Genomic DNA, 22,444 nt, shown 5'->3' on the forward strand with positions numbered 1-22,444 from the left:
GGCCTGATTCCGGGCCCAATGACTGGGTAGAAGCGCACCTCGCGGGCGGGTCGCTCGCGGCGCGGCTGCTGCGGGAGCTCGGCCGGGACGCCCGCGGGCCGGGTGCCCGGTCAGCGTCCGACGGCGAGTCAGCGTCCGACGGCGAGTCAGCGTCCGACGGCGGGCCCGCGCCCGACGACGTGACCATGCCCGACGACGTGACCGTGCCCGACGACACGACCGCGCCCGACGACACGACCGTGCCCGGCGTCCCGCCCCGTCGCGCCCCGCACGGCGGCCCCACCCTCCGCGCCCGCGGTCTCGCCGTCGCGCGCGGTCCCCGGGCACGGCGTCGCGAGGTGCTGCGCGGGGTGGACCTGGAGCTCCGCCCGGGGACCATCACGGCGCTGGTCGGGGCCAACGGCAGCGGCAAGTCCACGCTGCTGACCTGCCTCGCGGGCCTCGACCGGCCGGCCGCCGGCAGCGTGGACGGCCCCCGGGCCGGGCTCGTGTTCCAGAACCCGGAGCACCAGCTCACCGCCACGACGGTGCGCCAGGAGGTGGCGCACGGCCTGCCGCCCGACGCCGCGCCCCGGGTCGAGCAGGCGCTGGCCCGCTTCGGGCTCACCCGGCTCGCCGACCACAACCCGTACCGGCTCTCAGGCGGGCAGAAGCGCCGCCTGAGCCTCGCCGCGATGCTCGTGCACGAGCACCCGTTCCTGCTCGCCGACGAGCCCGGCTTCGGCCTGGACCGGCACGCCTCCGTAGGCGTGCTCCGCGCGCTGCGCGACGCCGCGGCGGACGGCCGCGGCGTCCTGTTCTCCAGCCACGACCTGCGCGCCGTCGCGGGCTACGCCGACCGCGTGCTCGTGCTCGCCGACGCCACCCTGCTGGCCGACACCACCCCGCTCGACCTGCTCCGCGACCAGCCGCTGCTCGCGCGCGCGGGACTGCGCCCACCCGCCCTGCTCCGGGCGCTGGCCGGCGAGGTGCGCGACGCGCAGGATCTGGTCGGAGTGCTGCGCGCCCTGGACGACAGGGCCCTCGCGCTGGGTGCGGCGACATGACGGCCGTCGAGCCGCGCGCCGAGACCGGAACGCGCCCGACCGACCCGGCCACGGCCGCCACCCCTTACCTGGGCCGCCGCAACCCCACGGTCAAGGCGGCGATCCTGCTGGCCGCCTCGCTCGCCACCCTCGGCTTCCTCGACCCGCGCCCGCTGCTCGGCCTCTGGGCGCTCGCGGTCGTCGCGGTCGGGGTCGCCGCCCGCGTCCCGCCGCGCACCCTGGTGCTGGGCCAGGTGCCGTTCGTCGTGTTCGGCGTGGGGCTGGTCGCCGTCAACGGCCTCAGCCGGCCGGGCACCCCGCTCGTGTCGGGAGCGCCCGTCAGCGTCGAGGGGCTGACGGTCGGCGTCGCCCTCGCGCTGCGCGGCCTCGTCATCGGCGTGCTCACGATCGGGTTCCTGGCCTCCACACCGCCCCGCGACCTGATGGTGAGCCTGGTGCAGCACGCCCGCCTCAGCCCCCGGTACGCCTACCCGGTGCTGGCGGGCCACCGCATGCTCACGGCGATGCCCGCGCGGTGGGCCACCATCCGGGCGGCTCAGGCGGTGCGCGCGCCCCTGCGGCGCGGTCGTCCCCGCTTCGGTCTGCCCGACGCCGGTCGGGCGGCTTTCGCGCTGCTGGTCACCTCGATCCGGTCGGCGGAACGCATCGCGCTCGCGCTGGAGTCCCGGGGCCTCGGCGAGCGCCCCCGCACCGTGTGGCGTCCCGTGCCGATCGGCCGGGCCGACGTCGTGCTCGTGCTGGTGGTGCTGGCCGCGTGGGTGGCGGCCGCGGTGGTGGACCTCCGGCTCTGACGGGCGGTTCGGCCGGTTCTGCTCGCCCGGCGACGCTCTGGCCAGGCAGGTTCCCGGCGCGGCGTTTCCTGGCGCGCCGCCCGGCGCCGTCGGTACGCTCCCGACCATGGCGGACGCGTCCGCACCACCCGACTCGCACCGCGGCCCGGCCGACGCCGCGGCCGAGGTCCGGCCCACCGGCCCGCTGCCCGCCGTGGCGTGGCGCCCGGTGGGCGCCGCGGTGCTGGTGCTCGGCGTGCTGCTGACCGTGACCAGCACCCAGTACGGGTATCACCGCGACGAGCTGTACTTCCGCATGCTGGAGCCGGCCTGGGGGTACGTGGACCAGCCGCCCCTGACGCCGTGGCTGGCGCGGACCTTCGCCGAGCTGTTCGGCGACACGCTGCTGGTCATGCGCGTCCCGGCGACGCTCGCGCACCTGGCCGCGATCGTCGTGATCGCGCTCGTCGCGCGTGAGCTGGGTGGGCGCGCGGGAGCGCAGGCGCTGGCCGCCTGGGGTTACGGCACGGCGGCGATCCCCGTGGCGTTCGGGCACACGCTGCTCACCTCCAGCCTGGACCTGCTCATGTGGCCGGCGGTGCTGCTGTGCGTGATCCGGGCCGTGCTGCGCGACCCCCGCTGGTGGCTCGCCGCCGGACTGGTCACCGGCGTCGCGCTGTACAACAAGCTGCTGGTGGTGGCGCTGCTCGGCGCGATCCTGCTGGGGCTGGTCGTCGGCTGGCCGTGGCGGATGCTGCGCGGGTCGGCCGCCCCGGCCCGGTGGCCGCTCGCGACACCGTGGCCGTGGGCCGGCGCCGTCGTCGCGCTGCTCGTGGGCCTGCCGAACCTGATCTTCCAGGCCACGAACGGCTGGCCGCAGCTCGCGATGGGCGCGGCGCTGGGCGAGAACAACGCCGCCGACGTGCGCAGCGAGATGTGGCTGTTCCAGCTGATCACGCTCGGCGTGCCGCTGGCCCTGGTGTGGCTTGTGGGGCTGGTGTGGCTGTGGCGCCGTCGGCCCCTGCTGCGCTTCCTGGTGGTCGCCTACCCGGCGCTGCTCGCGTTCACCTACCTGGCCGGGTCCCAGACGTACTACGCGACGGGCCTGCTCTCCGTGCTGTTCGCCGCGGGGTGCGTGCCGGTCGCCGAGTGGGCCCGGTCCGGCTGGCAGCGGACGGTCGTCGTGACGGTGGCGGTGAACGCGGTGATCTGCCTGGTCATCAGCCTGCCGCTGGTGCCCGTGGCGGCCCTGGGCAGGACGCCGATCGCCGACATCAACTCCGCCGCGCAGGACGCCGTCGGCTGGCCCGAGTACGTACGGCAGGTCGCCGACGTGCACGCGGCGCTCCCCGCCGAGGACCGCGACCGGACCGTCGTCCTGACGCAGAACTACGGCGAGGCCGGGGCCGTGGACCGGTACGGTCCCGAGCTCGGGCTGCCCGCCGTGTACTCGGGGCACAACCAGCTGTGGGAGTACGGGCCGCCCCCGGCGTCCTCGACCGTCGCCCTGGTCCTCACCGAGGCACCCGGCGCCTGGGACCAGCGGTTCGAGGAGTGCGCGGTCCGGGGGCGGCTCGACAACGGCGTGGACGTCGACAACGAGGAGCAGGGCGTGTCGATCCTGGAGTGCCGTAGCCCCGTGGGCGGCTGGGCCGCCCTGTGGCCGGAGCTGCGGCACCTGGACTGACCCGGGGCGACCCGGGCGGGCCGGCCCGGGTGCCCGGCCTCGGTGTCAGGCGCGCCAGCGCCAGTTCTGGCGTGCGTAGCGGACCTGCAGGCCGGCGCGCTGCAGGTTGGCCAGCGACTGGTTCACCTCGCCCGGTGCGGGCGCGCCGGTCTCGGCGACCACCCAGCCGGCGCCGGCAGCCCGCGCGGCGGCCAGGCGTGCGGCGATCAGTGCCGACTGGGCGCCGCGGCCGCGGTGGTCGGGCAGCGTCGCACCGGAGTTCAGCGAGGCGACCGTGCCGTGCACGTAGAGGTTCGCGCCGGCCACGATCGTGTCGCCGTCCCAGGCGGCGAACGGGGTGGCGGCCGGGTGCCGCACGCTCTCGGCGAGCATCGCGACCATGGCGGGAATCTCCATGCCGAAGGCCCGGGAGACGACGGAGGCCCACTCGTGCGCGTCAGCCTCGCCGACCGGACCCACCCGCAGGTCGGTGCGGGCCTCGGCCCGGACGTCGCCGATCGGCGCCGCCAGCTTCAGCCACGACCCCGCCGCCTGCAGCCCGTGCGCCTCCTGGATCTGCGCCCAGTCGGGCGGCAGCACCGACGGCGCCACCTGGAGGACGGCGGTGGGCGTGCCCTGCTCGCGGTAGAAGGCGACGACCCGGTCGACCAGGTCGTGCGTGACGGGCTCCGCGAACCCGAACCCGAGCGCCTTGCTCCAGTAGTCGAACGGGTCGACGCGGGCGGACAGCACCACTCCGCCGCCCATCCTGGTCGTCGCGATCCCCAGCCCCTCCTGGGCGAGGTCCGGGGCGTTCGTCTCGTAGCGGTACATCATCTCGGCCTCGACGCTCTCGGCGAGCTCGGTCGGGTCCGTCGTCCGTGTGTTCACACCTGCACGATGCTCGCCGGCGCCCGGAAGTTCGGCGCGAGGGGAGTGACGTGCGTCACTCCCGCGGGCGGTGGAACAGGTGGGCCCGGCGGACCAGGCCGTCCTCCAGGCGCAGCACCCACAGCGCGCCGGGCGGGCAGTGGTCCGGGTCCTCGGGCGGGTTGAGCAGCTCGATCTCCCACAGGGCGAGGTCATGACCGGCCACGACGTCGGCGAGCCGATGGTGCACGCCGTCGGCGACGTCCGCCGCCAGGGCCCGCACGATGTAGTCGTGGCCCGTCGTGGTGTGCCCGCGTGGCCACGTCGACTCCACGAGCGGCGACCAGCCCTCGCCCAGCACCGAGCCGAGCTCGCCGCGGTCGGCCGCCGCCAGCAGCTCGGCGGCCTCGCCGCGCCGGGCGCGGGTCACGGCGGCGACGTCGTCGTGCGCGGCCTCGGCGGTGGCGAGCAGCGCGGTCCCCAGGCGCCGTCGGGCCTCGGAGAGCCGGCTGCGGACCGTGCCGACGGGGATCTGGAGGGTCGTCGCGATGTCGCGGTAGGCGGGCAGCCCGCCGAGGTGCCGCAGCACGAGGGTCAGCCGCAGGTCCGTGGGCAGCTCGCCGAGGGCGGCCCACAACCAGTCGCGGCTGGCGTACCGGTCCAGCAGGTCCGCGGGGTCCGGCTCGACGCTCGGGAGCCGGTCCGCGTGCTGCTCGTCCAGGGGCAGCAGGTCGGACCGCGCCCGCCGCCGCATCCTGCACGCGTTGCGCACGACGGACCGGAGCCACGGCCCTGCCGCGTCGACGTCCCGCAGGTCGTCGATCCGCAGCAGGGCCACGAGCGCGGCCTCCTGGACGGCGTCCTCGGCGTCGGGGACGTGACCGAGCACGCCGGTCGCGACCGCGAGCATGGCGGGCCGGTGCCGGGCCAGCAGGAGGCCGACCGCACTCGTCTCGCCGGCCCGCGCGGCGCGGACCAGGTCCCCGTCGGACGGGGCGCCGGGAGGGTGGGTCTTCAGCACGCGGCCGATGATAGGGCAGTGCTCGTGGGCGTGTTGCGCTCGCTGACCCACGTGCCGCCGGTTGATCTGAGCCCACGCATCCTCCTGTGCGATCCCGACGGGGAGCAGCCCGTAGCCTGCGAGGGCCTGTCTGGCGCCTGTTCGTTGTCTGAAGGAGGGCATTCGTGGGATCCCTGGTGCGACAAGTGGTCTTTGCTGAGGCCGACGACGTCCAAGCCGTCGGCCGGCTGCATACCGGACCCGACTCGGGGGTGGTGTGTGATCCGGGGCCGGTCGGCCTCTGGAGGCTCGAGGCGATGCTCACGGGCCGTGACCACAGGTCGGTGATGCGTTCCGCGCCCGACCCGGTCGCCGTCTTCGAGCAGGGGCAGCGAGTGGTCCTACCGCTCGGCGATCAGGCCCGGGACGCGTTGGCCCGGCAGTCAGGGGTGCGCGGGCTCATCGCGGCGTCCCGGTGGTCCAGGACGGACGAGGTGCGCCTGGAGAGGCTCACCGGGGCTGCGACCGGCGCGCTTCTCCGGGAGCTCACGTCACTTGCGCGCAGCGCCCAGGCGGAGCAGAAACACCTGTATCTGTGGATCGATGTCGACCCCACGGTGCCCGCCTGACGGCTCTGCGTGCGACGGGTTGGGCCCCATTCATCGGGCGGGGAGCTCCAGGACGTCCGCCAGGTCGCCCCAGCTGTCGTCGAACAGGGCGACTCGCCTCAAAGCGGGAGGCCGTCGCGCGTTCCGCTCACCCAGGATCTTTCCGTACGTCCGGGTCTCGGCCGCATCCGGATCGAGGTGAAGCAGCCCGGCAACCCTGAGGAGCGTGCCCGGATCCGTCGCCTCGATCTCGGCGAAGGAGCCCATGGGTGACGGAAAGCGGTCGAGGCACACCTCCCAGCCCTCTCCCTTGAAGACCGAGCGACGCTTCTCGAGCAGGGCCCGAACACGAAGCGACCCGATCTGGGCGCGGAGCGTGGTCAACCATGCGCGCGTGCCGACCGGCGAACGCGGTACCTCGACGCTCACCCCCGACAGCCGGCGAACCTCGTCGCCGATGTGGAACGACGTCCGAGCCGCTCTCTCGGAGCCGTCCGCCTCGAACTCGATCTCCTCGTGGTCCTGGAACCGCCGCTTCCCGGCAGCCGTCTCCGGACGCGCGGTCTTCAGGGTGATCAGCTCGCTCACGCCGTCCTTGCGGCGCACGACCCTGTGCCGCAGCAGCACTCCCGCGGCCCGCATCGCATGGTCCTCCGTGTCGACGACGCAGTCGAGCTCCTCGCGGGAGCCGGTGTACGCGGTGCCGTCGAGGTCGAGCAGCCGTTCCGTGAGGTCCAGAGCGCTCGACGCGTCGTGGATCTGAAACTTGATCTCACACTCGCGCAACGCGACCTCTTCTCATCCGGCCGTGCGCGAAAATTCGTCCCGCTTGATCTTCTCCACTTCCCTGTACTGGGCGATCGACACCTCGAGGCCGTGCGCGATCATCGTCAGCGCCTCGGCGAAGTCGCCGACGACGGGGGCGCCCACGCGGTCCCCCTCCAGGGTCGAGGCGTCGGTCTCCGTCAGCAGCCCGAGCTGGTCCGCGGCCAGGCGCTGCTGCTCGTGAAAGGTGAAGCCGACCACGAAGTGCATGACCGCTTCGGCGGCCACCTCGGCCAGCGCGTCGGGCACGCCATGGACACGAGCGGCGTCGAGCAGGTGCGGCCGCACGGGTGAGCTCACCAGTCCGAGGGCGAGCGAGCTCGACACCAGCTCGGAGCCGTCCCGGTGCGCCAGCAGGCACTCGCGCATCCTCGTCCCGACCACGCGCACGGCCTCGTGCATGGACGTCCTGTCGCTCGGTATCTCGGCCATCGGCGCGAGGATCCGCTCGCTGACGGCCGCGAGCAGCGCCTGCTTGTTCGGGAAGTGCCAGTACAGGGCGCTCGGCTGCACGCCGAGCGCGGTCGCCAGGTGTCGCATGGTCAGGTCGGGCAGACCGTACTCGTCCAGGAGGTGCAACGCCGTCTCGGCGACGTCGTCGCGGCTTCGTCGACGCGAGCTTCCCGAAACGGCCATGAGGTCACTATATTGTCGAACGCTGTTCAGGTGAACAGCGTTCAGGTAGGAGGTGAGTGAATGTCCATCGACCACAGATCACGACCGTGGGCCCTCGACGCGAGGGACATGGCGCGCCTGGCCGTCTTCGTCGCCGTCGTCGCCGCGCTCGGTCTGCCGGGCAGCTTCAGCGTCCTCGGCGCCGTACCGATCACGGCGCAGACGTTCGGTGTCATGCTCGCCGGCGCCGTCCTCGGCCCGCGGCTGGGTGCGCTGTCCATGGTCGTGCTGCTCGCCCTCGTCGCGGTCGGGCTCCCGCTGCTCGCCGGCGGGCGGGGCGGCCTCGGCGTCTTCGTCGGACCGTCCGCGGGATACCTGGCCGGCTGGGTCGCCGGGGCGTTCGTGACGGGCCTGATCGTGCACTCCTCCGCCCGGAGGCCGGCCGTCTGGCGGACGGCGGTCGCCACGGTCGTCGGCGGCATCGTGGTCGTCTACGCGTTCGGCATCCCCGTGCAGAGCCTGGTGACCCGGCTGTCCCTGGGAGAGACCGCGCTCACCAGCCTCGTGTTCCTCCCCGGTGACCTGGTCAAGGCGACGCTCGCGACCCTGACCGTCACGACCCTGCTGCGCGCGTACCCGCGTGCGTTCCGCCGCACGTGGCTCCCGCCGCGGCGTGACGGTGTCGCGGCCCCGGACGCCCCGGCCCCCGACTCCCCGGCACCGGACGCGACCCGATGACCGCACGCATCAGGGTGCTGCGGGGTGCGCCCGGCGAGCTCCTCGACAGCATCCGCGCGGTGCGCGACGAAGGCGACGTCCCCCTCGTCGGCGACGACCGGTGGCCCGCGGCGCAGTGGTCCGCCGTGCGCGACCTCACCGCCGACGCCCCCGTCCTCGACGGCGCGGCCTGGGCCGCCCTGACCTCCGGGACGAGCGGGACCCCGCGCGTCGTGCTGCGCACCGCCGCGTCGTGGGAGCGGTCGTTCGCCGCGGTGTCCGCGCTGCTCGCCGGCCAGGGGCCCAAAGAAGAGATCCTGCTGCCCGCCCCGCCGGCGTCGTCCCTCACGCTGTTCTCCCTGGCGCACGCCCTCGGCGGGGGGCCGCGGCCGGTCTTCCCCGGCGGACGGGGCGCCGAGCAGGCCACCCTCTTCCACGGCACGCCCCACGCGCTGCGCGCCCTGCTCGACGCCGGCGCCGCCCCGCGCCTGCGGACGGCCCTGGTCGGCGGCTCCCACCTCGACGCGCGACTGCGCGCGGACGCGGAGTCCCGCGGCATCCGCGTCGTCGCGTACTACGGGGCGGCGGAGCTCTCCTTCGTCGCGGTCGACGACGGCAGTGGCCTGCGGGCCTTCCCCGGGGTGGAGATCGACGTGCGGGACGGCGAGCTGTGGGCCCGCTCGCCCTACGCCGCGCTCGGCTACCTCGGTGAGCCCGGCCCCCTGCGCACCGACGGTGCCTGGAGCACCGTCGGCGACCTCGCCACCCTGGACGACGACGGAACCCTGACCGTGCGCGGGCGGGCGGACGCCGCCATCCTCACCGCGTCCGCCACCGTCGTCCCCGACGAGGTCGAGGCGGGCCTCCGGACGCTCCCCGGGGTCGCCGACGCCGTCGTCTTCGGGCTCCCCACGCCCCGGGTCGGCGCGCTCGTCGCCGCGATGGTCGAGCCCGCCGACGGCGCCCCGGCGCCCACGGCGGGCCGGCTGCGCTCCCTGGCCGAGACCCGGTTTGCGCCCGCCCACCGGCCCCGCGTGTGGTTCGCGGGGCGGCTGCCGCGCACGGCGTCCGGCAAGCCGGCCCGCGCCGAGGTGCTGCGCCAGGTCGGCACGGGCGAGGTGAGCCGGCTTGTCTGAGCAGTACGTGTCCGGGCAGCGCGTGTCCGAGCTGCCCGTCGTCGTCGCCGCGCGACGCACCCCCATCGGCACCCGTAGCCGGGCGTTCGCCCAGGTCAGGGCCGAGCAGCTCACGGGCCCCGTCCTGCGCGCCACCCTGGCCGACGCCGAGTCCGCCACCGGCCGGGCGCTCGACGTCGCCGACGTCGTGCTCGGCAACTGCATGGGTCCTGGCGGCAATCCCGCCCGCGTCTCGGCGCTCGCCGCCGGGCTCGGCGTCGGCGTGCCGGGCGTGACCGTGGACCGGCAGTGCGGCAGCGGGTTGGCCGCCGTCCTGGACGCGGTGACCGCGATCCGCGCCGGCGACGACCGGCCGCGGATCGCCGGCGGCGTCGAGAGCGCGTCGACCGCCCCGACCAGGTCGGCAGACGGCGTGTCCTACGACCGGGCCCCGTTCGCACCGGTGGGCTGGCCCGACCCGGACATGGTCGAGGCGGCCGAGGACCTCGCCCGGGCCGACGCGATCACCCGGGAGCGGCAGGACGCGCACGCGGCCCGCAGCCACGAGCGGGCCCGCGCGGCCCGCGACGCCGGACGGTTCGACGCAGAGCTGGTGCCCCTGCGCGGTGTGCTCGCCGACGACTCGATCGGCGTGGCCGAACCCCTGCTGCCCCGTCTGCGCCCCCTCTTCCCGGGCGGCACCGTCACCGCGGGGACGTCGACGCGGATCAGCGACGGCGCCGCGACCGTCGCGATCGTGCCCCACCGCCTCCGGGGCGATGCCGCCGGCCTCGTGGTCCGCGGCCACGCGGTCGTCGGCTGCGACCCGGCGCTGCCGGGGATCGGAGCGGCCCCGGCCGTGCTCGCGGCGCTCGATGCCGCCGACGCCGGGATCGGCGACGTCGCCGCGGTGGAGATCGTCGAGGCCTTCGCGGCGCAGTCGCTGGCGGTGCTCGACCGGATCGGTCTCGCCGACGACGACCCGCGGGTCTGCGCCGACGGCGGGGCGCTCGCGCTCGGTCACCCGTGGGGCGCCAGCGGCGCGGTCGCCATGGTGCGGCTGTTCAGCCGGCTGGTCCGCGCGGGTGCGCCGGCCGGAACCCTCGGCGTGGCCGCCGCCTCGGTGGGGGGCGGGATGGGCGTCGCCGCCGTCGTCGAGGTGGTCCGATGAGCTACCTCGACCTGGACGACGTCCACGTGCGCCTGGGGGACACGGACGTGCTGCGCGGCGTGACGTGCTCGCTCGACGCGCGCACCGTCGCCGTCGTCGGCGAGAACGGGTCGGGCAAGTCCACGCTCGCGCGGCTCGTCGGCGGGCTGGCCCACGCCACGAGTGGGACGGTCCGCGTGCTCGGCCTCGACCCGGCCCGCGACGCCGCCCGGCTGCGCCGTCGCGTCGCCGTCGTGTTCAGCAACCCGGACACCCAGATCGTCATGCCGACCGTGACGGAGGACGTCGCGTTCTCGTTGCGTCCCGAGAAGCTGCCCCGGCAGGAGCGGGACCGGCGGGTCGACGAGGCCCTGCGCCGGTTCGGCCTCGACGAGGTCGCGGACCGTGCGTCGCACGACCTGTCCGGCGGGCAGAAGCAGCTCCTCGCGCTGTGCGGCGCCTTCGTGCGCCGCCCCGACCTCGTGATCGCCGACGAGCCGACGGCGTACCTGGACGCGCGCAACGCCCGGCGGGTCGCCGACCACCTCTTCGCCGACGGCGACCACCGGCTGCTCCTGGTGACGCACGACCTCGCCCTGGCCCAACGGTGCGACACGGCGGTCCTGGTGCAGGACGGCACGATCGCCGCCGTCGGAGCCCCCGACGCGATCGTCGCGGCCTACGAGCAGGAGCTCGCGTGCTGACCCTGTACCGGCCGGGCGACGGCCCCTGGCACCGGATGCCGGCGGGGCCCAAGGCCGTCGTGCTGCTGCTCGTCGTGCTCGGCGTGTGCCTGCTCCCCGCAAGCTGGTGGGGCGCCGCGGTCACCGCGGTCGTCTGCGTCGGCTGCTACGCCGTGCGGGGAGCGGGGATGCGCGAGCTCGTCCGGCAGCTCGTCGTCGTGCGGTGGATGATCGTGGTGATCGCCGCCGGGCAGCTCGTGTTCGCCGGCCCCGAGGAGGCCGTCGCGAACGTCGCCCGGGTGACCGCGGCCGTGGTGATCAGCGGGCTGCTCACGTCGACCACGCCGCTCGGCGAGCTGCTCGAGGTGCTCGAGCGGGCGCTGAAACCGCTGGCGCTCCTGCGGATCGATCCCGACCGGGCGGCTCTGACGGTGGCGGTGACGGTGAGCACCCTGCCCGTGCTCGCGCGGATCGAGCGCGAGGTCCGCGAGGCGCAGCGGGCCCGGGGCGGCGGGCGGAGCCTGCGGCTCTTCGCGATGCCGCTCCTGGTGGTCGCGCTCAAGCACGCCGACGCGCTCGGCGACGCGCTGACCGCCCGGGGCGTGCGATGAGCCCGGCGGTGCATGGCCCGGCGGTGCACGGGCCGACGGTGGACGACCAGACGCGCTGCGTGCACTACCGCACGGAGCTCGACGTGATCGCGATCCGGTTCGCCTGCTGCGGCCGCTACTACCCGTGCCACCTCTGCCACGACGAGACCGCCGACCATGGCTCGCGCCCGTGGCCCGCGGGATCGGGCCACGAGCGCGCCGTGCTCTGCGGGGTGTGCCGGACGGAGCTCACCATCGACGGGTACCGCGGGGCGCCGTCGTGCCCGCGCTGCAGCGCCGCGTTCAACCCGCGCTGCGTGGCGCACTACCCGACCTACTTCGAGTAGTGCCGCCCCGGACGCGCGGCCGTGCCGGCGTCCGCGCCGCCGTCCGGCAGCTGGGTGGGCGCGCCGAGCAGCCAGCCCAGGGCCGCGACGCAGATCGCGCCGGCGGCCAGGATGCTGGCCAGCACGATCAGCTGGAAGCCGGCCGCCTCCAGCGGGGGAGAGCCGGCGAAGACCGCGCCGACGAACGCGCCGGGCAGGGTGACGATGCCCGTGGTGCGGGTCTGGTCGGTCGAGGGGATCAGCGCGGTGGACGCCGCCGTGCGCACGGCGCGCAGGGCGGCCGTCCGGGGCGTGGCGCCCAGGGCGAGCCATCCCTCGATCTCGTCGCGGCCGGTGACCAGCGCGGCGGCCAGCGACCGGCCCATCAGGGAGCTGACGGTCATGGTGCTGCCCACCACGATCCCACCGACCGCCAGGAGGTAGCGCGGCTCCAGCGGCAGCGCACCGGTGGCGAACACCACCGTCATCGGCACGGCCGCGGCGACCAGCAGCACGCCGGCGAGGCGCGGCGCGTCGCGCCAGGGGAGCCGCGCCCGGCGCAGCACGACCGCCGTCGCGGCCCCGACCATCACGGCCAGGAAGACGCCTACCCACACGCCGTCGGCCAGCACCCCCGTCAGGACGAGGCTCAGCAGCCCGAGCTGCAGCACCGCCCGCCCGATCGCGATCGGCTGCAACCACGGTGACTCCAGGCGCAGGACGGCCACGATCGCGAAGGCCAGCGCGGCCAGCACGGACACTGCGACGACGACGGCTACCGGGTCCATGGGACCAGCATGCCGCGCGAGCACCCGGCCGAGGCGGTGCCTGCGCGCTCAGCCCTCCGTCAGCAGAGGCACGAGGTAGACGACGGAGAACGCCTCGTAGAGCGCGAACACCACGAGCAGCGCGAGCGCCGGCAGGCTCAGCACGCCGAGCTGACGCAGCCCGTGCACGTAGGCCTGCCGACGGTTCCCGGCACCGACGGTCCGCGGCTGGATCCACGCCCTGCCCAGGAGGTAGACACCGAGCGAGAGCAGCACGTAGGCCTGGACCTCCATGACCACGGTGAGCGAGTGCGGGACGAGCGTCAGCCAGCCTTCCCGGTCGGCCGGTGCGAGCATCAGGCCGACCGTGAACAGGACGTAGACGTACCAGACGATTCCCGCGAACGGCACGATCATCGACGGCAGGACGAGGTTGAGCAGGCCGGCTCGCAGGACGTTGTTGGCGAGGATCACGAGGGCGAACAGCCAGGGGCTCTCGAGCAGGGACCGGATCAGGTCGGCCGAGTCGCTGCTCTGGAAGGACTCCGTCTGCGCGGCCGTCAGGTCGGGAAAGAGCAGGCCCGCCCCGAAGCCGGCGAGGACCGAGCCGTACAGGATCGCGTTCAGGGCGAGATACGCGCGGCGATTCGTCTGGATGGTCTGGAGGGCGTGCCGGAAGAGTCGCATGCTCATGCTCCATGAAGTGGTCGACAGGGCCGCCGGATCGGACGGCCGAGCGCTACTCCAGACCATGTCGCAAGGGCACAGTCAAGTACGTGGGGTGCGCTCGTCAGGCCGGCGGGCTGGTCAGCACCTGGCGAACGACCTCGATGAGGTCACCGAAGGTCTCGTACCGGCCCGGGTTCGCCTGAAGAAGCCACAGGTACGTGTCCGCTTCCGCGTCAGTGACTGTCCTCGCGCGGATCGCGTCGTCCAGGGCGTCGCGCAGCTGCTCGTCGCAGCCTGGCAGCGACATGGTGCTGGGCATCGTGGGTCCTTTCGTCGTGCAGGGTCTCTGCCTTCATCGCCTCCCGGACCAGTGAAGACCGCCTTCCAGCACCAGTGAAGTCCGTGACCCTGGGACACGGTCAACCCTGGAGAGCGCGATGCGCCGCAGACTGTCCCAACAGGGGGCGTGCTCTCACGACGAACCTGTCCGACCTCACCGACGACGAGCCCGACCACATCCTCGAGGAACCGAGCGTGAGTCCACCGGAATCACGCGCGCCGATAACCTGACGGACTGTGCTGCACACGGGTGCAGCACAGTCGTCCTGGAGCACGGCGTCGACGTCGGGGAGGGCCGGCGCCCATGCGGCAGAGAGGGAGTGCGGGCCGGCGAGCTAGGTCGTCGCCTGCTGTCTGCGGGCCCTCTGCGCCCGCAGCGCCCTGATCCCGGCTTTCGCCGCGACGGCGGCCGTGAGGACAAGCGGACCGAACAGCGCGACGGCGGAGGCGACGGTCCACCAAAACGTCCCGGAAGCCGGGGACGTGGTGAGCCCCGCTGCGGTCCAATCGGCCGCCTGGCCGATCCAGGGCAGGAGGTACCAGACCAGATAGCCGGCGGCGAACACCGGTCCGATGAGCCACACGTGGACGAACCATCGGCTCACCCGACGGTCAGCCGGGGAGGCTTCCTCCAGGGCGCGCCGTTCCGATGGGCTGATCAGGCGGAACATCGCCTTCGCGCGCAACTGGGTGGTCTCCCAGAGGTTGGTGCACCCCGTGGCGGTCACCAGGACGGCGTACAGGTCGGAGCGCAGGAAGATCATGGCCTGCCAGAACAGCGTCGCCAGGTTGAGCAGCACGAGCAGCCGCAGGAACGGCGCGTCCCGCCACAGCACCTCGGCGAGCAGCGTCACAGCCAGCAGCACGCCCTGGACGGCCATCCCGGCCAGCTGGGGCCCGTAGCGTCGGCGCCGCTCGACGCTCCAGATCTGCGTCAGGTCCGTCTCGAACACGAGGAGGACCCCGTACCGGACGTCGATCCCGAACCTCGACTGCCGGCCCAGTGCCCGCACCGCGAGCCAGTGCCAGTACTCGTGCAGGGCGGTGACCGACCAGCCCACCGGCAGCAGGACGAGCGCGCTGATCCCGAAGTCCGCCACGATTATCGCGTCCGTCGAGGGCGGGCGCAGGTCCGGCCGCACGGCGAGCGTGATCAGGGAGAACAGCGCCGCGATGGCGTAGACCGTCCAGGCGGTCCGGTGTCATGACCGGACTCACGCAGCAGGGTCGTCAGCGCGGCGGCGTCCTCGGTGCCCTCGCGGAGGGCGGCGAGCAGGGTCCCGACGTCCCCGGTCGGGTCGTCGAGCTCGATGGTCCGGCTCTGGTCGGCCATGAGGGTCAAGACCCCGTCGGACCGTTCCCACCGGCAGTACTTCAGCGTGATCATCGCGGTCTCCCCGTCGTCGTGTACCGATCGGTCGTGATGTGCCGAGGGCCGGCCCCGACGCACGCGAGACGTGCGGGGCCGGCCCCTGGTGCGGGAGTGCTGCTCGGCTGTTGCCGGGCGGCGTCGGGTACTGGGTCGCCTTCACCGGCTCGACCTTACGAACGACGATCGTCATGACTGGCCTCCCTCCTGGGTGTGCGGACCCGGCTGTCTAAGACAGCGCCCGATCAGGAGGACCAGGAATTTGCTCCGGCAATCGACCGGCAGTTGCGGAGGCACTTCGTGTGCCCGGCAACACTTCCTGGTCGATGGCTGGGCGCGACAGGCCGTCGGCATAGGTCCGGTGCAGGACCGATGTAGGTGGCCTGTGAACACTGGCAGGTCACCGGACCGGAAGGAACGCCATGCGAACGCGAAGCAGTGCCGTGACCAACACCTCCGTGAACGACCACTGATCTCGTGGTGACCGGGGTGGTGGACGACGGGCCGCTCTCGCGGCTTCGCCGCAGAGCGGGGCTCACGCAGGAGGAGCTGGCGGAGCGCGCGGGCCTGTCCGTCCGCTCGGTCAGCAACCTTGAGCGCGGTGCCGTGACCAGACCGCGCACGAGTACCTTGCGCGCGATCGGGACGGGCCTCGGCCTGGGCGACGCCCAGCTGTCCGACCTTGTCGAGTCCTACCGTCCCCGACAGTGCGCCGCGGCCCAGGACCAGCCCGAGGCGCCCGGGACGACCCCGCGAGCCAGCTCCTGGGCGGCGCCGTCCCCGGACCTGCCTCCGGCCGCGGAGGCGCCGGACCTCGTCGTCCCGCTGCAGCTGCCGGCGCGGCCGTCCCCGTTCACCGGCAGGGCCGTCGAGCTCGCCGAGCTCGACGCCGCGCTGACCGGTGACGTTGGCACCCCGCGGCTGGCCGTCCTCGACGGTCTTGCCGGCGCCGGCAAGACCGCTCTCGCCCTTGCCTGGGCCCACACGCGCCTGTGGTCGTTCGCCGACGGCGTCCTGTACGTGGACCTGCACGGTTCTCGCGCCGGACGGCCGCACCCGACCGAGGCCGTCGTCGACCGGATCCTCAGCGACCTCGGGATCGCGAACCTGGGTGCGCAGTCGTCGGCCGAGAACCGCGCCGCGCTCCTGCGCCGTACTCTCGCCGGGCGGCGGATGCTCGTCGTGCTGGACGACGCGGGCTCCGCCGAGCAGGTCCGGCCACTCCTCCCCGGACCCGGCGCCTGCGCGGCCCTCGTCACCAGCAGGTACCAGCTGCGCGGGCTGAGCATCCGGGACGGGGCGCGTCACGTCGCCGTCGGACCCCTTGCGGACGACGACGCCGCCGAGCTGGTCCGGAACCTGCTGGGACCCGCGCATCTGCGCGGCGCCCCCGGAGCGGTCGACGCGATCGTGCGGCGCTGCGCCGGCCTGCCGCTCGCGCTGCGTATCGCGAGCGACCGCCTGGTTCGTCGCCCCGCCGCGCAGGCGCAGGCCGCGCTCGATGCGTGGCTGGCCGAGCCGGTGCCGCTCGACGCCTTCCACACCGCCGACGACGCCGGATGCGACCTGCGCACCGTCTTCGCCGAGCCGTACCGGCGGCTCACCCCGCAGGCCGCGCAATGCCTCCACCTCGCGAGCGCGCTTCCGGAGGGACGGATGGCCAGAGCCGCCTTGACCGCGTCCTGGAGCCTGACGCCCCGGGCCGCCCATCGTGTGCTTGCTGAGCTGACCTCGGCGCACCTGCTCGAAGAGCCGCTACCGGACCGGTATGCGATGCACGACCTGGTGCGGGAGTTCGTCCGGGAGGCGGACCTCGAAGCGGACATCGAGCCGCTCCCCGTCGTCGGCCGTCGGCCGACGGCGAGCTCGCCACCGCTCCGGCCGTCGCGATTGCCGGTGGAGCTGCCGGTCGAACTTCCTGGTCGCCATGGCCGTCGGCTGGATCGAATGGTGCCGTTCGCAATGCCGGAGAAAGAAGGAGCGGGATGAGCAACCTCGTCAAGCAGTTCGGTGACGCGATCCTCCAGAAGATCGCCCCGGAGCAGACGGCTGAGGCCGTCTGCATCACCAACTACCAGTACCGGTGCGAGTCCAGCGAAAGGTGTCGCGCCCAGCCGCAGACGACGGGCAACCGTCAGCGGCGCGCCTGCTACACAGGTTCCTGCCCGCCCAGCTGCACCGCCTGGGCGGACAACGGCTGCTGCTGAACGCCGGCGCAAGACCCTGACGAAAGAAGGAGTGGAATGAGCAATCTGTTCACGCAGCTCGGTGACGTGGTCCTCCAGGAGGTGGCGCCGAAGACGGCGGCCGGGACTGCACCTGCTGGAGGAACCGCGCCCCGCCGGTACGAGATGCATCGCCTGCTACGGGAGTTCGCCTGGGAGATCAGCCTGGACGACGACGGCGAGGCGGGGCGTGCGGACATGCCGGTGAATTTGCCGCTGACGGTTCCTGGCGGTGCGGACGGCGGGCTGGCCTAATGAATTCGTCAGCAATCGCGGAGAGTAGGAGCATCATGAGCAACCTGTTTGTGCAGTTCGGTGACGCAATCCTCCGGAAGGCGGCCCGGAACGAGACGGCCGAGGCCGCGTGTTCCGGTTACTACCAGTACCGCTGTAACACGACCGTATGCGAGACAGGCTCGCACAGGTGGCAGAAGCGCTACTGCTACCAGCAGACCACGAACTGCCACACCGCATGTACCTCTTGGGCCAACGTCGGTTGCTGCGTCTGAGAATCCTTCTGTCGTGCCGACCGACAGGTGACGACTGACCCGTGGATCGTTGCTCCACCGGTCTTGCTGTGAGCCGCGGCCGTTCTGCCGGTGAATTTGCCGGTTGCCGTTCCTGGTGGCCCGGGCGACAGGCTGGATTAATGGCGTCATCAGCATTCACGGAGAGAAAGGGAACCATGAGCAACTTGTTCGCGCGGGTTGGTGAGGCGATGCTGCAGAAGGTCGCGCCTCAGGAGGTGGCCGAGGCCCTCTGCACCTCCTCGACTCAATACCGATGCTATACACGGTGCTCCACGTCGAGCGGGACCTCCGGGATCCTCCACCAGGCCCGCACGTGTTACAGCGGCTCCACCTGCGAGAAGGCCGGCACGTGCACCGCCTGGAGGAACATCAGCTGCAGCGCCGTCTGCTGAGGTCGATCGGTCGTACCCACGGCCGATGTGCAGAGCAGCCGTGGCCCCTCCGGTGTCTTGGTGAGGCCACGGCTGTTCACGGACTGCCCGGTGGGCTGCAGCTCGCCCTGTACCAGCTGGGCGTACTACTCCTGCGGCTGCTGGCCCAGCTGCCGCCAGGCGACGGCGCATGGCGGCAGTCCCCCCGACTCGATGTGATCACTACTTCCGCGGAGTTCACCCTTGCTCGTCACCCTCGCACTGTTCCTGCAGCTGGCCGTTGCCGGCGTTCTGCTCGCGTCCGGCGTCGCGAAGGTGCGCGGCGATGCCAATCGGGAGACCTGGAAGGCACTGTTGGACCGGGTGCCCGGTCTGCTCGGCCGTCTGCCCGTGGACGTGGTGTCCTCGCTCCACATCGGCGTCGAGATCCTGCTGGCCGTTGCGCTCCTCGTGGCGATCGCCCCGCCCCTCGCACCTGTCGCCGCTCCCGCGCTGGCCGCCGCGGCGCTGATGTTCACCGGCTTCACGGGCATCGCTCTCTACTCCGCGACCGGCGCCGCGGTCACGTGCTCGTGCTTCGGCAGGAGCACGACGTCGCTCGGCTGGCCGCACGTCGTCCGCAACGTCGCGCTCACGGTGCTGGCGGTCGGTGGCCTGGTGGCCGCATCCGACGCCGTCGCCGACCCGCTTCCGGACCTGGGCTCCGCCGCACTGGCCGTCGTCGGCGCTGCCGCGGTCACCGCACTCACCTATTTCTTCGACGACGTCGTCGACGTGTTCGCCCCTCTGGACCCGCGCCGTTCCGGCACGCGCGTTCCTACCCGCTGAACCACCCTGACCACCGGAGAACGGAGCCTCCCATGGCAGTCCTCACCGCCGCCGTCGTCCTGCTCGGCGTCCTGACAGTGTTCAACCTCGTGCTGACCGCGGCGATCGCGCGCCGCGTCCGTACCGCACCAGCAGCTGACGCCGGGCACGCGCACGGCAAGCCCACATTCCCCGACCTGGACGAGGTCAAGGCCGGCGCCTCCATCCGCCCCTTCTCCGCCACGACCACCACCGGCGAGGAGATCTCCTACGAGGACCGATACGGCGACACCGCCGTCTACGCCTTCTTCGACACCAGCTGCAGCACCTGCGCCAAGGAACTACAGCCGCTCGTCGACATGACCCGCCGCGAGGGTTTCACCCCGCACCAGGTCATCGCGTTCGTCGTGCACGACGACGAGCACGGCAAGGCGGAGAAGCGCGAGGAGTACCTGGCCACGCTCGGCGACACGGTGACCGTCGTCGTGCACCGGCGCGACGGGATCGATCTGCCGTTCGAGGCCGGCGGCTACCCGGCGTTCGTCCTCGTGGACGGGTCCGGGCAGGTCAAGCGCTCGGGGGTCGAGGTCAGCGACCTGGACACCGTCCTCGTGCCGGCATGAGGGACGACGACGGCGCCGGGCGCGACGCCGTATCAGGCGGCGACACCCGGCCCCGCCGCGGTCACCGCGCGCTGACCGCGATCGGCTCCGGCACCGTCCGCGCCTTCCGGGTCGCCGCCCTGGGGGCCCAGGCGGCGCCCGGTGCTCTCGCGGTCCTCGTACTCGTCACGCTGACCGACGCGCTGCTCCCCGCCGGCGGCGTGCTCGCCACCAAGTGGCTGCTCGACGTCCTCCAGCTCGGTTCCGACGCGCCCGGCGTGCCGCAGCCGCTGGGGGACCGTCCTGTCCTGATCGTGGTGGGCCTCGCGGTCATGACCCTCGCGGGCGCGCTGATGTCGCACGTCAGCCAGTACGTGAACGGCCGGATCCGCCGCGCCGTCACCCTGCTGGTCACGTCTCGCCTGTTCACGACCGTCGCACGGCTGTCCGGGTTGCGCCACTTCGAGGACCCGGCTTTCCGCGACCGGCTCAGCATGGCCCAGACGTCCGCATCCGACGCGCCCGACGAGGTCATCGACTCGTTGTTCGGGTCGGTCCGCGGCGTGATCACGATCGCGACTACCCTCGGTGTGCTGGTCATGATCAGTCCCGTGGTCGCCGTGCTCGTCGTGGTCGCCGCGGTGCCGGGGTTGATCGTGCAGCTCGTCCTCAACCGGGAACGTGCCGACGTGCTGTGGCGCGTCAGCCCGCGTTCGCGGCGCCTGGCCTTCTACCAGGACCTCATGATGCATCCCGTCGCGGCTGCCGAGGTGCGGATCTTCGGCGCCGGGCGCTTCCTCACCGGCCGCATGAACCGGGAGCTGCGCGCGATCAACGCCGCCGAGGAGCGCCTCGACCGCAAGGCCTTCCTCGCGCACGCCCCGCTCATGGTCGCGGGCGCCGTCGTCTCCGGCGGTGGTCTCGTCTGGGTGGTGCTCGGCGCGCTGCGCGGCGACTTCACCGCCGGCGACGTCTCCGCGTTCGTCGGTGCGACCGGGGCAGTCCAGGGTGCGGCCGCCGGCCTGGTCATGTGCCTCGCTCGCATCCACTCGACGCTGCTGCTCGTGGCGCACTACGACGACGTCCTCGCCACCCCGCAGGATCTGATCGCCCCCGCCGCCCCTGTCCCCGCCCGCCCGCTTGAGCACGAGATCCGCCTCGAGGACGTCTGGTTCCGCTACACCGACGACGGCCCCTGGGTGCTGCGCGGCGTGAGCATGACGATCCCGGTGCGCGGTTCCGTCGCCGTCGTCGGCCTGAACGGCGCGGGCAAGAGCACGCTGGTCAAGCTGCTGATGCGCATGTACGACCCGTCCCGCGGCATGATCCTGTGGGACGGTACCGACATCCGTGGGTACGACGTCGACGGCCTGCGCTCCCGGGTCAGCGCCGTCTTCCAGGACTTCGTGCAGTACGAGCTGTCCGCACGCGAGAACATCGCGCTCGGCGCGCTCGAGCACCTGGACGACGACGCCCGCGTGCACGCCGCGGCGCGTGCAGCGGGTGCGGACCGGATCGTGGCCGGGCTGCAGCACGGGTACGACACGATGTTGTCCCGGGCGTTCTGGAACGACGACGAGGTCGGCGACGACACGACGTCGGTGGGCACCACGCTGTCCGGCGGTCAGTGGCAGCGCCTCGCGCTTGCTCGCTCGCTCATGCGGTCCGGCCGCGACCTGCTGGTGCTCGACGAGCCGACGTCGGGCCTCGACCCGCAGGCCGAGAACGAGGTCCGCGAGCTGCTGGGCACCCTGCGGACCGGGACCGCGACCCTGCTGGTCTCGCACCGGCTCGGTGCGGTCCGGGACGCGCAGCAGATCGTGGTCCTGGCCGGCGGCGTCGTCGCCGAGCAGGGCACGCACGACGAACTCATGCGGGCGGGCGGCGAGTACGCCCGCCTGTTCACGCTGCAGGCGACCGGCTACCAGGACCCGGTCCCGGCCGGGGAAGGAGTGTCCGCATGACAGGGACGGCCGTGGACCTTGCGCTCGCGCTGGCCGGAGCGGTGCTTGCCGGGTCGGCCGGGTACCGGCACCTGCGACACCACTACGTCGTCGTCGCCGTCGACGGCACGAGCATGCATCCCACGTACGAGCCCGGTGACCGTGTGCTCGTGCGGCGCGGTGGGCGCGCGCCCGCCCGCGGTGACGTCGTCGTCGTGCGCAAGCCCGATGTGACGCACGGATGGCCGACGACGGCGCCCGCGCAGCGGTCGGGCCTGCCACTGGGCAGGCGCTGGCTGATCAAACGTGTGGCGGCGACCGGCGGCGAACCATGGCCCGACGGCATCGACCCGGCCCCCTGGGACAGGGGAGAGGGGCGCGTGCCCGCGGGCCACATCGTCCTGCTCAGTGACAACCCCCGCGGCGTCGACTCCCGCCGGTGGGGGCCCTGCCCCGACCACCAGGTCATGGGCCGCGTGACACGGTCCATGGGCGGCTGACGTCGGCCGGCGGCCGTCACCAGGACAGGCCGTGGCCGTACGGATACAGGAATCCGCCGGTGCCCTCCGGGATGGGGACCGGGAGCCGGCCGGACGGGTCCGTCTCGCGGTACAGGGCCCTGACCAGGGATTCCACCTGGGTCGCTGTGTACCCGTACGTCGTCACGTAAGTCTCGGCCTCGGCGAACGACGCGATGTCGTACGGGTACGGTGCCGTCGGGCCACGTCGTGCTCCTGAGCGACAACCCGCGCGGGTCCGACTCCCGGCGGTGGGGTCCCTGTCCCGAGCACCAGGTACTGGGCCGGGTCGCGCGGCGGATGTCGTGACCGCTCACGGCGCT

At 73.2% G+C, this 22,444-nt stretch carries 27 protein-coding genes; 18 read left to right on the forward strand and 9 right to left on the reverse strand.

The window, feature by feature from the left end; genetic code table 11:
* The 3 genes from ACFWEJ_RS02075 to ACFWEJ_RS02085 all read left to right on the forward strand — a co-directional run.
* A partial coding sequence (locus tag ACFWEJ_RS02075; protein ID WP_377227541.1) for an energy-coupling factor ABC transporter ATP-binding protein occupies window positions 1-1,046 on the forward strand: 1,046 nt, incomplete at its 5' end.
* Window positions 1,043-1,837 carry an energy-coupling factor transporter transmembrane component T family protein gene (locus tag ACFWEJ_RS02080; RefSeq protein WP_377227542.1) on the forward strand — a complete coding sequence of 265 codons (795 nt, stop codon included), beginning with the start codon at window positions 1,043-1,045 and terminating at the stop codon, window positions 1,835-1,837. The genes ACFWEJ_RS02075 and ACFWEJ_RS02080, both read left to right, overlap by 4 nt.
* Window positions 1,838-1,943: 106 nt before the next feature.
* Window positions 1,944-3,503 carry a glycosyltransferase family 39 protein gene (locus ACFWEJ_RS02085; RefSeq protein WP_377227543.1) on the forward strand — a complete coding sequence of 520 codons (1,560 nt, stop codon included), beginning with the start codon at window positions 1,944-1,946 and terminating at the stop codon, window positions 3,501-3,503.
* Window positions 3,504-3,548: 45 nt separating this feature from the next.
* On the opposite strand, the gene ACFWEJ_RS02090 is transcribed toward ACFWEJ_RS02085, so the two are convergent.
* Together ACFWEJ_RS02090 and ACFWEJ_RS02095 are read right to left on the reverse strand one after the other, a co-directional pair.
* Complete coding sequence (locus ACFWEJ_RS02090) at window positions 3,549-4,373, reverse strand: GNAT family N-acetyltransferase (protein WP_377227544.1); 825 nt, start codon at window positions 4,371-4,373, stop codon at window positions 3,549-3,551.
* A gap of 55 nt (window positions 4,374-4,428) precedes the next feature.
* Window positions 4,429-5,373, reverse strand: a complete 945-nt coding sequence (locus tag ACFWEJ_RS02095; RefSeq protein WP_377227545.1) for an RNA polymerase sigma factor — start codon at window positions 5,371-5,373, stop codon at window positions 4,429-4,431.
* A gap of 164 nt (window positions 5,374-5,537) precedes the next feature.
* Between ACFWEJ_RS02095 and ACFWEJ_RS02100 the strand changes: the two genes are divergently transcribed.
* Window positions 5,538-5,981: a hypothetical protein gene (locus tag ACFWEJ_RS02100; protein WP_377227546.1), complete on the forward strand. Its 444-nt coding sequence runs from the start codon at window positions 5,538-5,540 to the stop codon at window positions 5,979-5,981.
* A 30-nt stretch (window positions 5,982-6,011) separates the two neighbouring features.
* Here ACFWEJ_RS02100 and ACFWEJ_RS02105 read toward each other — a convergent pair whose 3' ends face one another.
* On the reverse strand, window positions 6,012-6,746 hold the full coding sequence (locus ACFWEJ_RS02105; RefSeq protein WP_377227547.1) for a CYTH domain-containing protein: 735 nt from the start codon (window positions 6,744-6,746) through the stop codon (window positions 6,012-6,014).
* A gap of 12 nt (window positions 6,747-6,758) precedes the next feature.
* The gene (locus ACFWEJ_RS02110; protein WP_377227548.1) at window positions 6,759-7,421 is read right to left on the reverse strand and encodes a TetR family transcriptional regulator; all 663 of its coding nucleotides are present in this window, start codon (window positions 7,419-7,421) and stop codon (window positions 6,759-6,761) included.
* A 60-nt stretch (window positions 7,422-7,481) separates the two neighbouring features.
* Here ACFWEJ_RS02110 and ACFWEJ_RS02115 point away from each other — a divergent pair, with 60 nt between their 5' ends.
* The 6 genes from ACFWEJ_RS02115 to ACFWEJ_RS02140 are packed head-to-tail and all read left to right on the forward strand — an operon-like array spanning window position 7,482 to window position 12,002.
* The gene (locus ACFWEJ_RS02115) at window positions 7,482-8,138 is read left to right on the forward strand and encodes a biotin transporter BioY (RefSeq protein WP_377227549.1); all 657 of its coding nucleotides are present in this window, start codon (window positions 7,482-7,484) and stop codon (window positions 8,136-8,138) included.
* Window positions 8,135-9,253, forward strand: a complete 1,119-nt coding sequence (locus ACFWEJ_RS02120) for a class I adenylate-forming enzyme family protein (RefSeq protein WP_377227550.1) — start codon at window positions 8,135-8,137, stop codon at window positions 9,251-9,253. The genes ACFWEJ_RS02115 and ACFWEJ_RS02120 overlap by 4 nt, the downstream gene beginning before the upstream one ends.
* The gene (locus ACFWEJ_RS02125; RefSeq protein ID WP_377227551.1) at window positions 9,246-10,403 is read left to right on the forward strand and encodes a thiolase family protein; all 1,158 of its coding nucleotides are present in this window, start codon (window positions 9,246-9,248) and stop codon (window positions 10,401-10,403) included. The genes ACFWEJ_RS02120 and ACFWEJ_RS02125 overlap by 8 nt, the downstream gene beginning before the upstream one ends.
* Window positions 10,400-11,086 (forward strand): energy-coupling factor ABC transporter ATP-binding protein, encoded by a 687-nt coding sequence (locus ACFWEJ_RS02130; RefSeq protein WP_377227552.1) that lies wholly within the window; start codon window positions 10,400-10,402, stop codon window positions 11,084-11,086. Before ACFWEJ_RS02125 ends, ACFWEJ_RS02130 begins: the two co-directional genes overlap by 4 nt.
* Window positions 11,080-11,676: an energy-coupling factor transporter transmembrane component T family protein gene (locus ACFWEJ_RS02135; protein WP_377227553.1), complete on the forward strand. Its 597-nt coding sequence runs from the start codon at window positions 11,080-11,082 to the stop codon at window positions 11,674-11,676. Before ACFWEJ_RS02130 ends, ACFWEJ_RS02135 begins: the two co-directional genes overlap by 7 nt.
* Window positions 11,673-12,002, forward strand: a complete 330-nt coding sequence (locus ACFWEJ_RS02140) for a CHY zinc finger protein (protein WP_377227554.1) — start codon at window positions 11,673-11,675, stop codon at window positions 12,000-12,002. The genes ACFWEJ_RS02135 and ACFWEJ_RS02140 overlap by 4 nt, the downstream gene beginning before the upstream one ends.
* Here ACFWEJ_RS02140 and ACFWEJ_RS02145 read toward each other — a convergent pair.
* The 5 genes from ACFWEJ_RS02145 to ACFWEJ_RS02165 form a co-directional block, all read right to left on the reverse strand.
* The gene (locus tag ACFWEJ_RS02145; RefSeq protein WP_377227555.1) at window positions 11,990-12,769 is read right to left on the reverse strand and encodes an ABC transporter permease; all 780 of its coding nucleotides are present in this window, start codon (window positions 12,767-12,769) and stop codon (window positions 11,990-11,992) included. The genes ACFWEJ_RS02140 and ACFWEJ_RS02145 overlap by 13 nt on opposite strands.
* Window positions 12,770-12,817: 48 nt before the next feature.
* Window positions 12,818-13,435 carry a hypothetical protein gene (locus ACFWEJ_RS02150; RefSeq protein ID WP_377227556.1) on the reverse strand — a complete coding sequence of 206 codons (618 nt, stop codon included), beginning with the start codon at window positions 13,433-13,435 and terminating at the stop codon, window positions 12,818-12,820.
* A gap of 103 nt (window positions 13,436-13,538) precedes the next feature.
* Window positions 13,539-13,736: a hypothetical protein gene (locus tag ACFWEJ_RS02155; protein ID WP_377227557.1), complete on the reverse strand. Its 198-nt coding sequence runs from the start codon at window positions 13,734-13,736 to the stop codon at window positions 13,539-13,541.
* 355 nt (window positions 13,737-14,091) lie between these two features.
* Entirely contained in the window at window positions 14,092-14,856 is a 765-nt protein-coding gene (locus tag ACFWEJ_RS02160; protein WP_377227558.1) for a hypothetical protein, read from the reverse strand.
* A gap of 53 nt (window positions 14,857-14,909) precedes the next feature.
* Window positions 14,910-15,143, reverse strand: coding sequence for a hypothetical protein (locus ACFWEJ_RS02165; protein WP_377227559.1), 234 nt, complete (start codon window positions 15,141-15,143; stop codon window positions 14,910-14,912).
* A 462-nt stretch (window positions 15,144-15,605) separates the two neighbouring features.
* Between ACFWEJ_RS02165 and ACFWEJ_RS02170 the strand changes: the two genes are divergently transcribed.
* The 8 genes from ACFWEJ_RS02170 to ACFWEJ_RS02205 all read left to right on the forward strand — a co-directional run bounded on the left by ACFWEJ_RS02170 (window position 15,606) and on the right by ACFWEJ_RS02205 (window position 22,430).
* Window positions 15,606-17,114 carry a helix-turn-helix domain-containing protein gene (locus tag ACFWEJ_RS02170; RefSeq protein WP_377227560.1) on the forward strand — a complete coding sequence of 503 codons (1,509 nt, stop codon included), beginning with the start codon at window positions 15,606-15,608 and terminating at the stop codon, window positions 17,112-17,114.
* The gene (locus tag ACFWEJ_RS02175; protein ID WP_377227561.1) at window positions 17,111-17,332 is read left to right on the forward strand and encodes a hypothetical protein; all 222 of its coding nucleotides are present in this window, start codon (window positions 17,111-17,113) and stop codon (window positions 17,330-17,332) included. The genes ACFWEJ_RS02170 and ACFWEJ_RS02175 overlap by 4 nt, the downstream gene beginning before the upstream one ends.
* Window positions 17,333-17,368: 36 nt before the next feature.
* A complete protein-coding gene (locus ACFWEJ_RS02180) occupies window positions 17,369-17,605 on the forward strand; it encodes a hypothetical protein (protein ID WP_377227562.1) in 237 nt (78 codons plus the stop codon).
* A gap of 889 nt (window positions 17,606-18,494) precedes the next feature.
* Window positions 18,495-19,079, forward strand: a complete 585-nt coding sequence (locus ACFWEJ_RS02185; protein WP_377227563.1) for a MauE/DoxX family redox-associated membrane protein — start codon at window positions 18,495-18,497, stop codon at window positions 19,077-19,079.
* A 32-nt stretch (window positions 19,080-19,111) separates the two neighbouring features.
* Window positions 19,112-19,681, forward strand: coding sequence for a TlpA family protein disulfide reductase (locus tag ACFWEJ_RS02190; RefSeq protein WP_377227564.1), 570 nt, complete (start codon window positions 19,112-19,114; stop codon window positions 19,679-19,681).
* Window positions 19,678-21,624, forward strand: a complete 1,947-nt coding sequence (locus ACFWEJ_RS02195; RefSeq protein ID WP_377227565.1) for an ABC transporter ATP-binding protein — start codon at window positions 19,678-19,680, stop codon at window positions 21,622-21,624. Before ACFWEJ_RS02190 ends, ACFWEJ_RS02195 begins: the two co-directional genes overlap by 4 nt.
* Complete coding sequence (locus ACFWEJ_RS02200) at window positions 21,621-22,103, forward strand: S26 family signal peptidase (protein ID WP_377227566.1); 483 nt, start codon at window positions 21,621-21,623, stop codon at window positions 22,101-22,103. Before ACFWEJ_RS02195 ends, ACFWEJ_RS02200 begins: the two co-directional genes overlap by 4 nt.
* 144 nt (window positions 22,104-22,247) lie before the next feature.
* The gene (locus tag ACFWEJ_RS02205) at window positions 22,248-22,430 is read left to right on the forward strand and encodes a S26 family signal peptidase (protein WP_377227592.1); all 183 of its coding nucleotides are present in this window, start codon (window positions 22,248-22,250) and stop codon (window positions 22,428-22,430) included.
* Window positions 22,431-22,444: the final 14 nt, after the last annotated feature.

This window comes from Promicromonospora sp. NPDC060204 (assembly GCF_042728455.1).
Lineage (GTDB): Bacteria > Actinomycetota > Actinomycetes > Actinomycetales > Cellulomonadaceae > Promicromonospora.

Bases quoted from the DNA above. Each gene is read 5' to 3' on its own strand.
- ACFWEJ_RS02120 (WP_377227550.1), top strand. From the start codon at position 8,135: ATGACCGCACGCATCAGGGTGCTGCGGGGTGCGCCCGGCGAGCTCCTC.
- ACFWEJ_RS02115 (WP_377227549.1), top strand. From the start codon at position 7,482: ATGTCCATCGACCACAGATCACGACCGTGGGCCCTCGACGCGAGGGAC.
- ACFWEJ_RS02110 (WP_377227548.1), bottom strand. From the start codon at position 7,421: ATGGCCGTTTCGGGAAGCTCGCGTCGACGAAGCCGCGACGACGTCGCC.
- ACFWEJ_RS02150 (WP_377227556.1), bottom strand. From the start codon at position 13,435: ATGCGACTCTTCCGGCACGCCCTCCAGACCATCCAGACGAATCGCCGC.
- ACFWEJ_RS02190 (WP_377227564.1), top strand. From the start codon at position 19,112: ATGGCAGTCCTCACCGCCGCCGTCGTCCTGCTCGGCGTCCTGACAGTG.
- ACFWEJ_RS02200 (WP_377227566.1), top strand. From the start codon at position 21,621: ATGACAGGGACGGCCGTGGACCTTGCGCTCGCGCTGGCCGGAGCGGTG.
- ACFWEJ_RS02195 (WP_377227565.1), top strand. From the start codon at position 19,678: ATGAGGGACGACGACGGCGCCGGGCGCGACGCCGTATCAGGCGGCGAC.
- ACFWEJ_RS02130 (WP_377227552.1), top strand. From the start codon at position 10,400: ATGAGCTACCTCGACCTGGACGACGTCCACGTGCGCCTGGGGGACACG.
- ACFWEJ_RS02145 (WP_377227555.1), bottom strand. From the start codon at position 12,769: ATGGACCCGGTAGCCGTCGTCGTCGCAGTGTCCGTGCTGGCCGCGCTG.
- ACFWEJ_RS02180 (WP_377227562.1), top strand. From the start codon at position 17,369: ATGAGCAATCTGTTCACGCAGCTCGGTGACGTGGTCCTCCAGGAGGTG.
- ACFWEJ_RS02140 (WP_377227554.1), top strand. From the start codon at position 11,673: ATGAGCCCGGCGGTGCATGGCCCGGCGGTGCACGGGCCGACGGTGGAC.
- ACFWEJ_RS02175 (WP_377227561.1), top strand. From the start codon at position 17,111: ATGAGCAACCTCGTCAAGCAGTTCGGTGACGCGATCCTCCAGAAGATC.
- ACFWEJ_RS02080 (WP_377227542.1), top strand. From the start codon at position 1,043: ATGACGGCCGTCGAGCCGCGCGCCGAGACCGGAACGCGCCCGACCGAC.
- ACFWEJ_RS02155 (WP_377227557.1), bottom strand. From the start codon at position 13,736: ATGCCCAGCACCATGTCGCTGCCAGGCTGCGACGAGCAGCTGCGCGAC.
- ACFWEJ_RS02085 (WP_377227543.1), top strand. From the start codon at position 1,944: ATGGCGGACGCGTCCGCACCACCCGACTCGCACCGCGGCCCGGCCGAC.
- ACFWEJ_RS02165 (WP_377227559.1), bottom strand. From the start codon at position 15,143: ATGATCACGCTGAAGTACTGCCGGTGGGAACGGTCCGACGGGGTCTTG.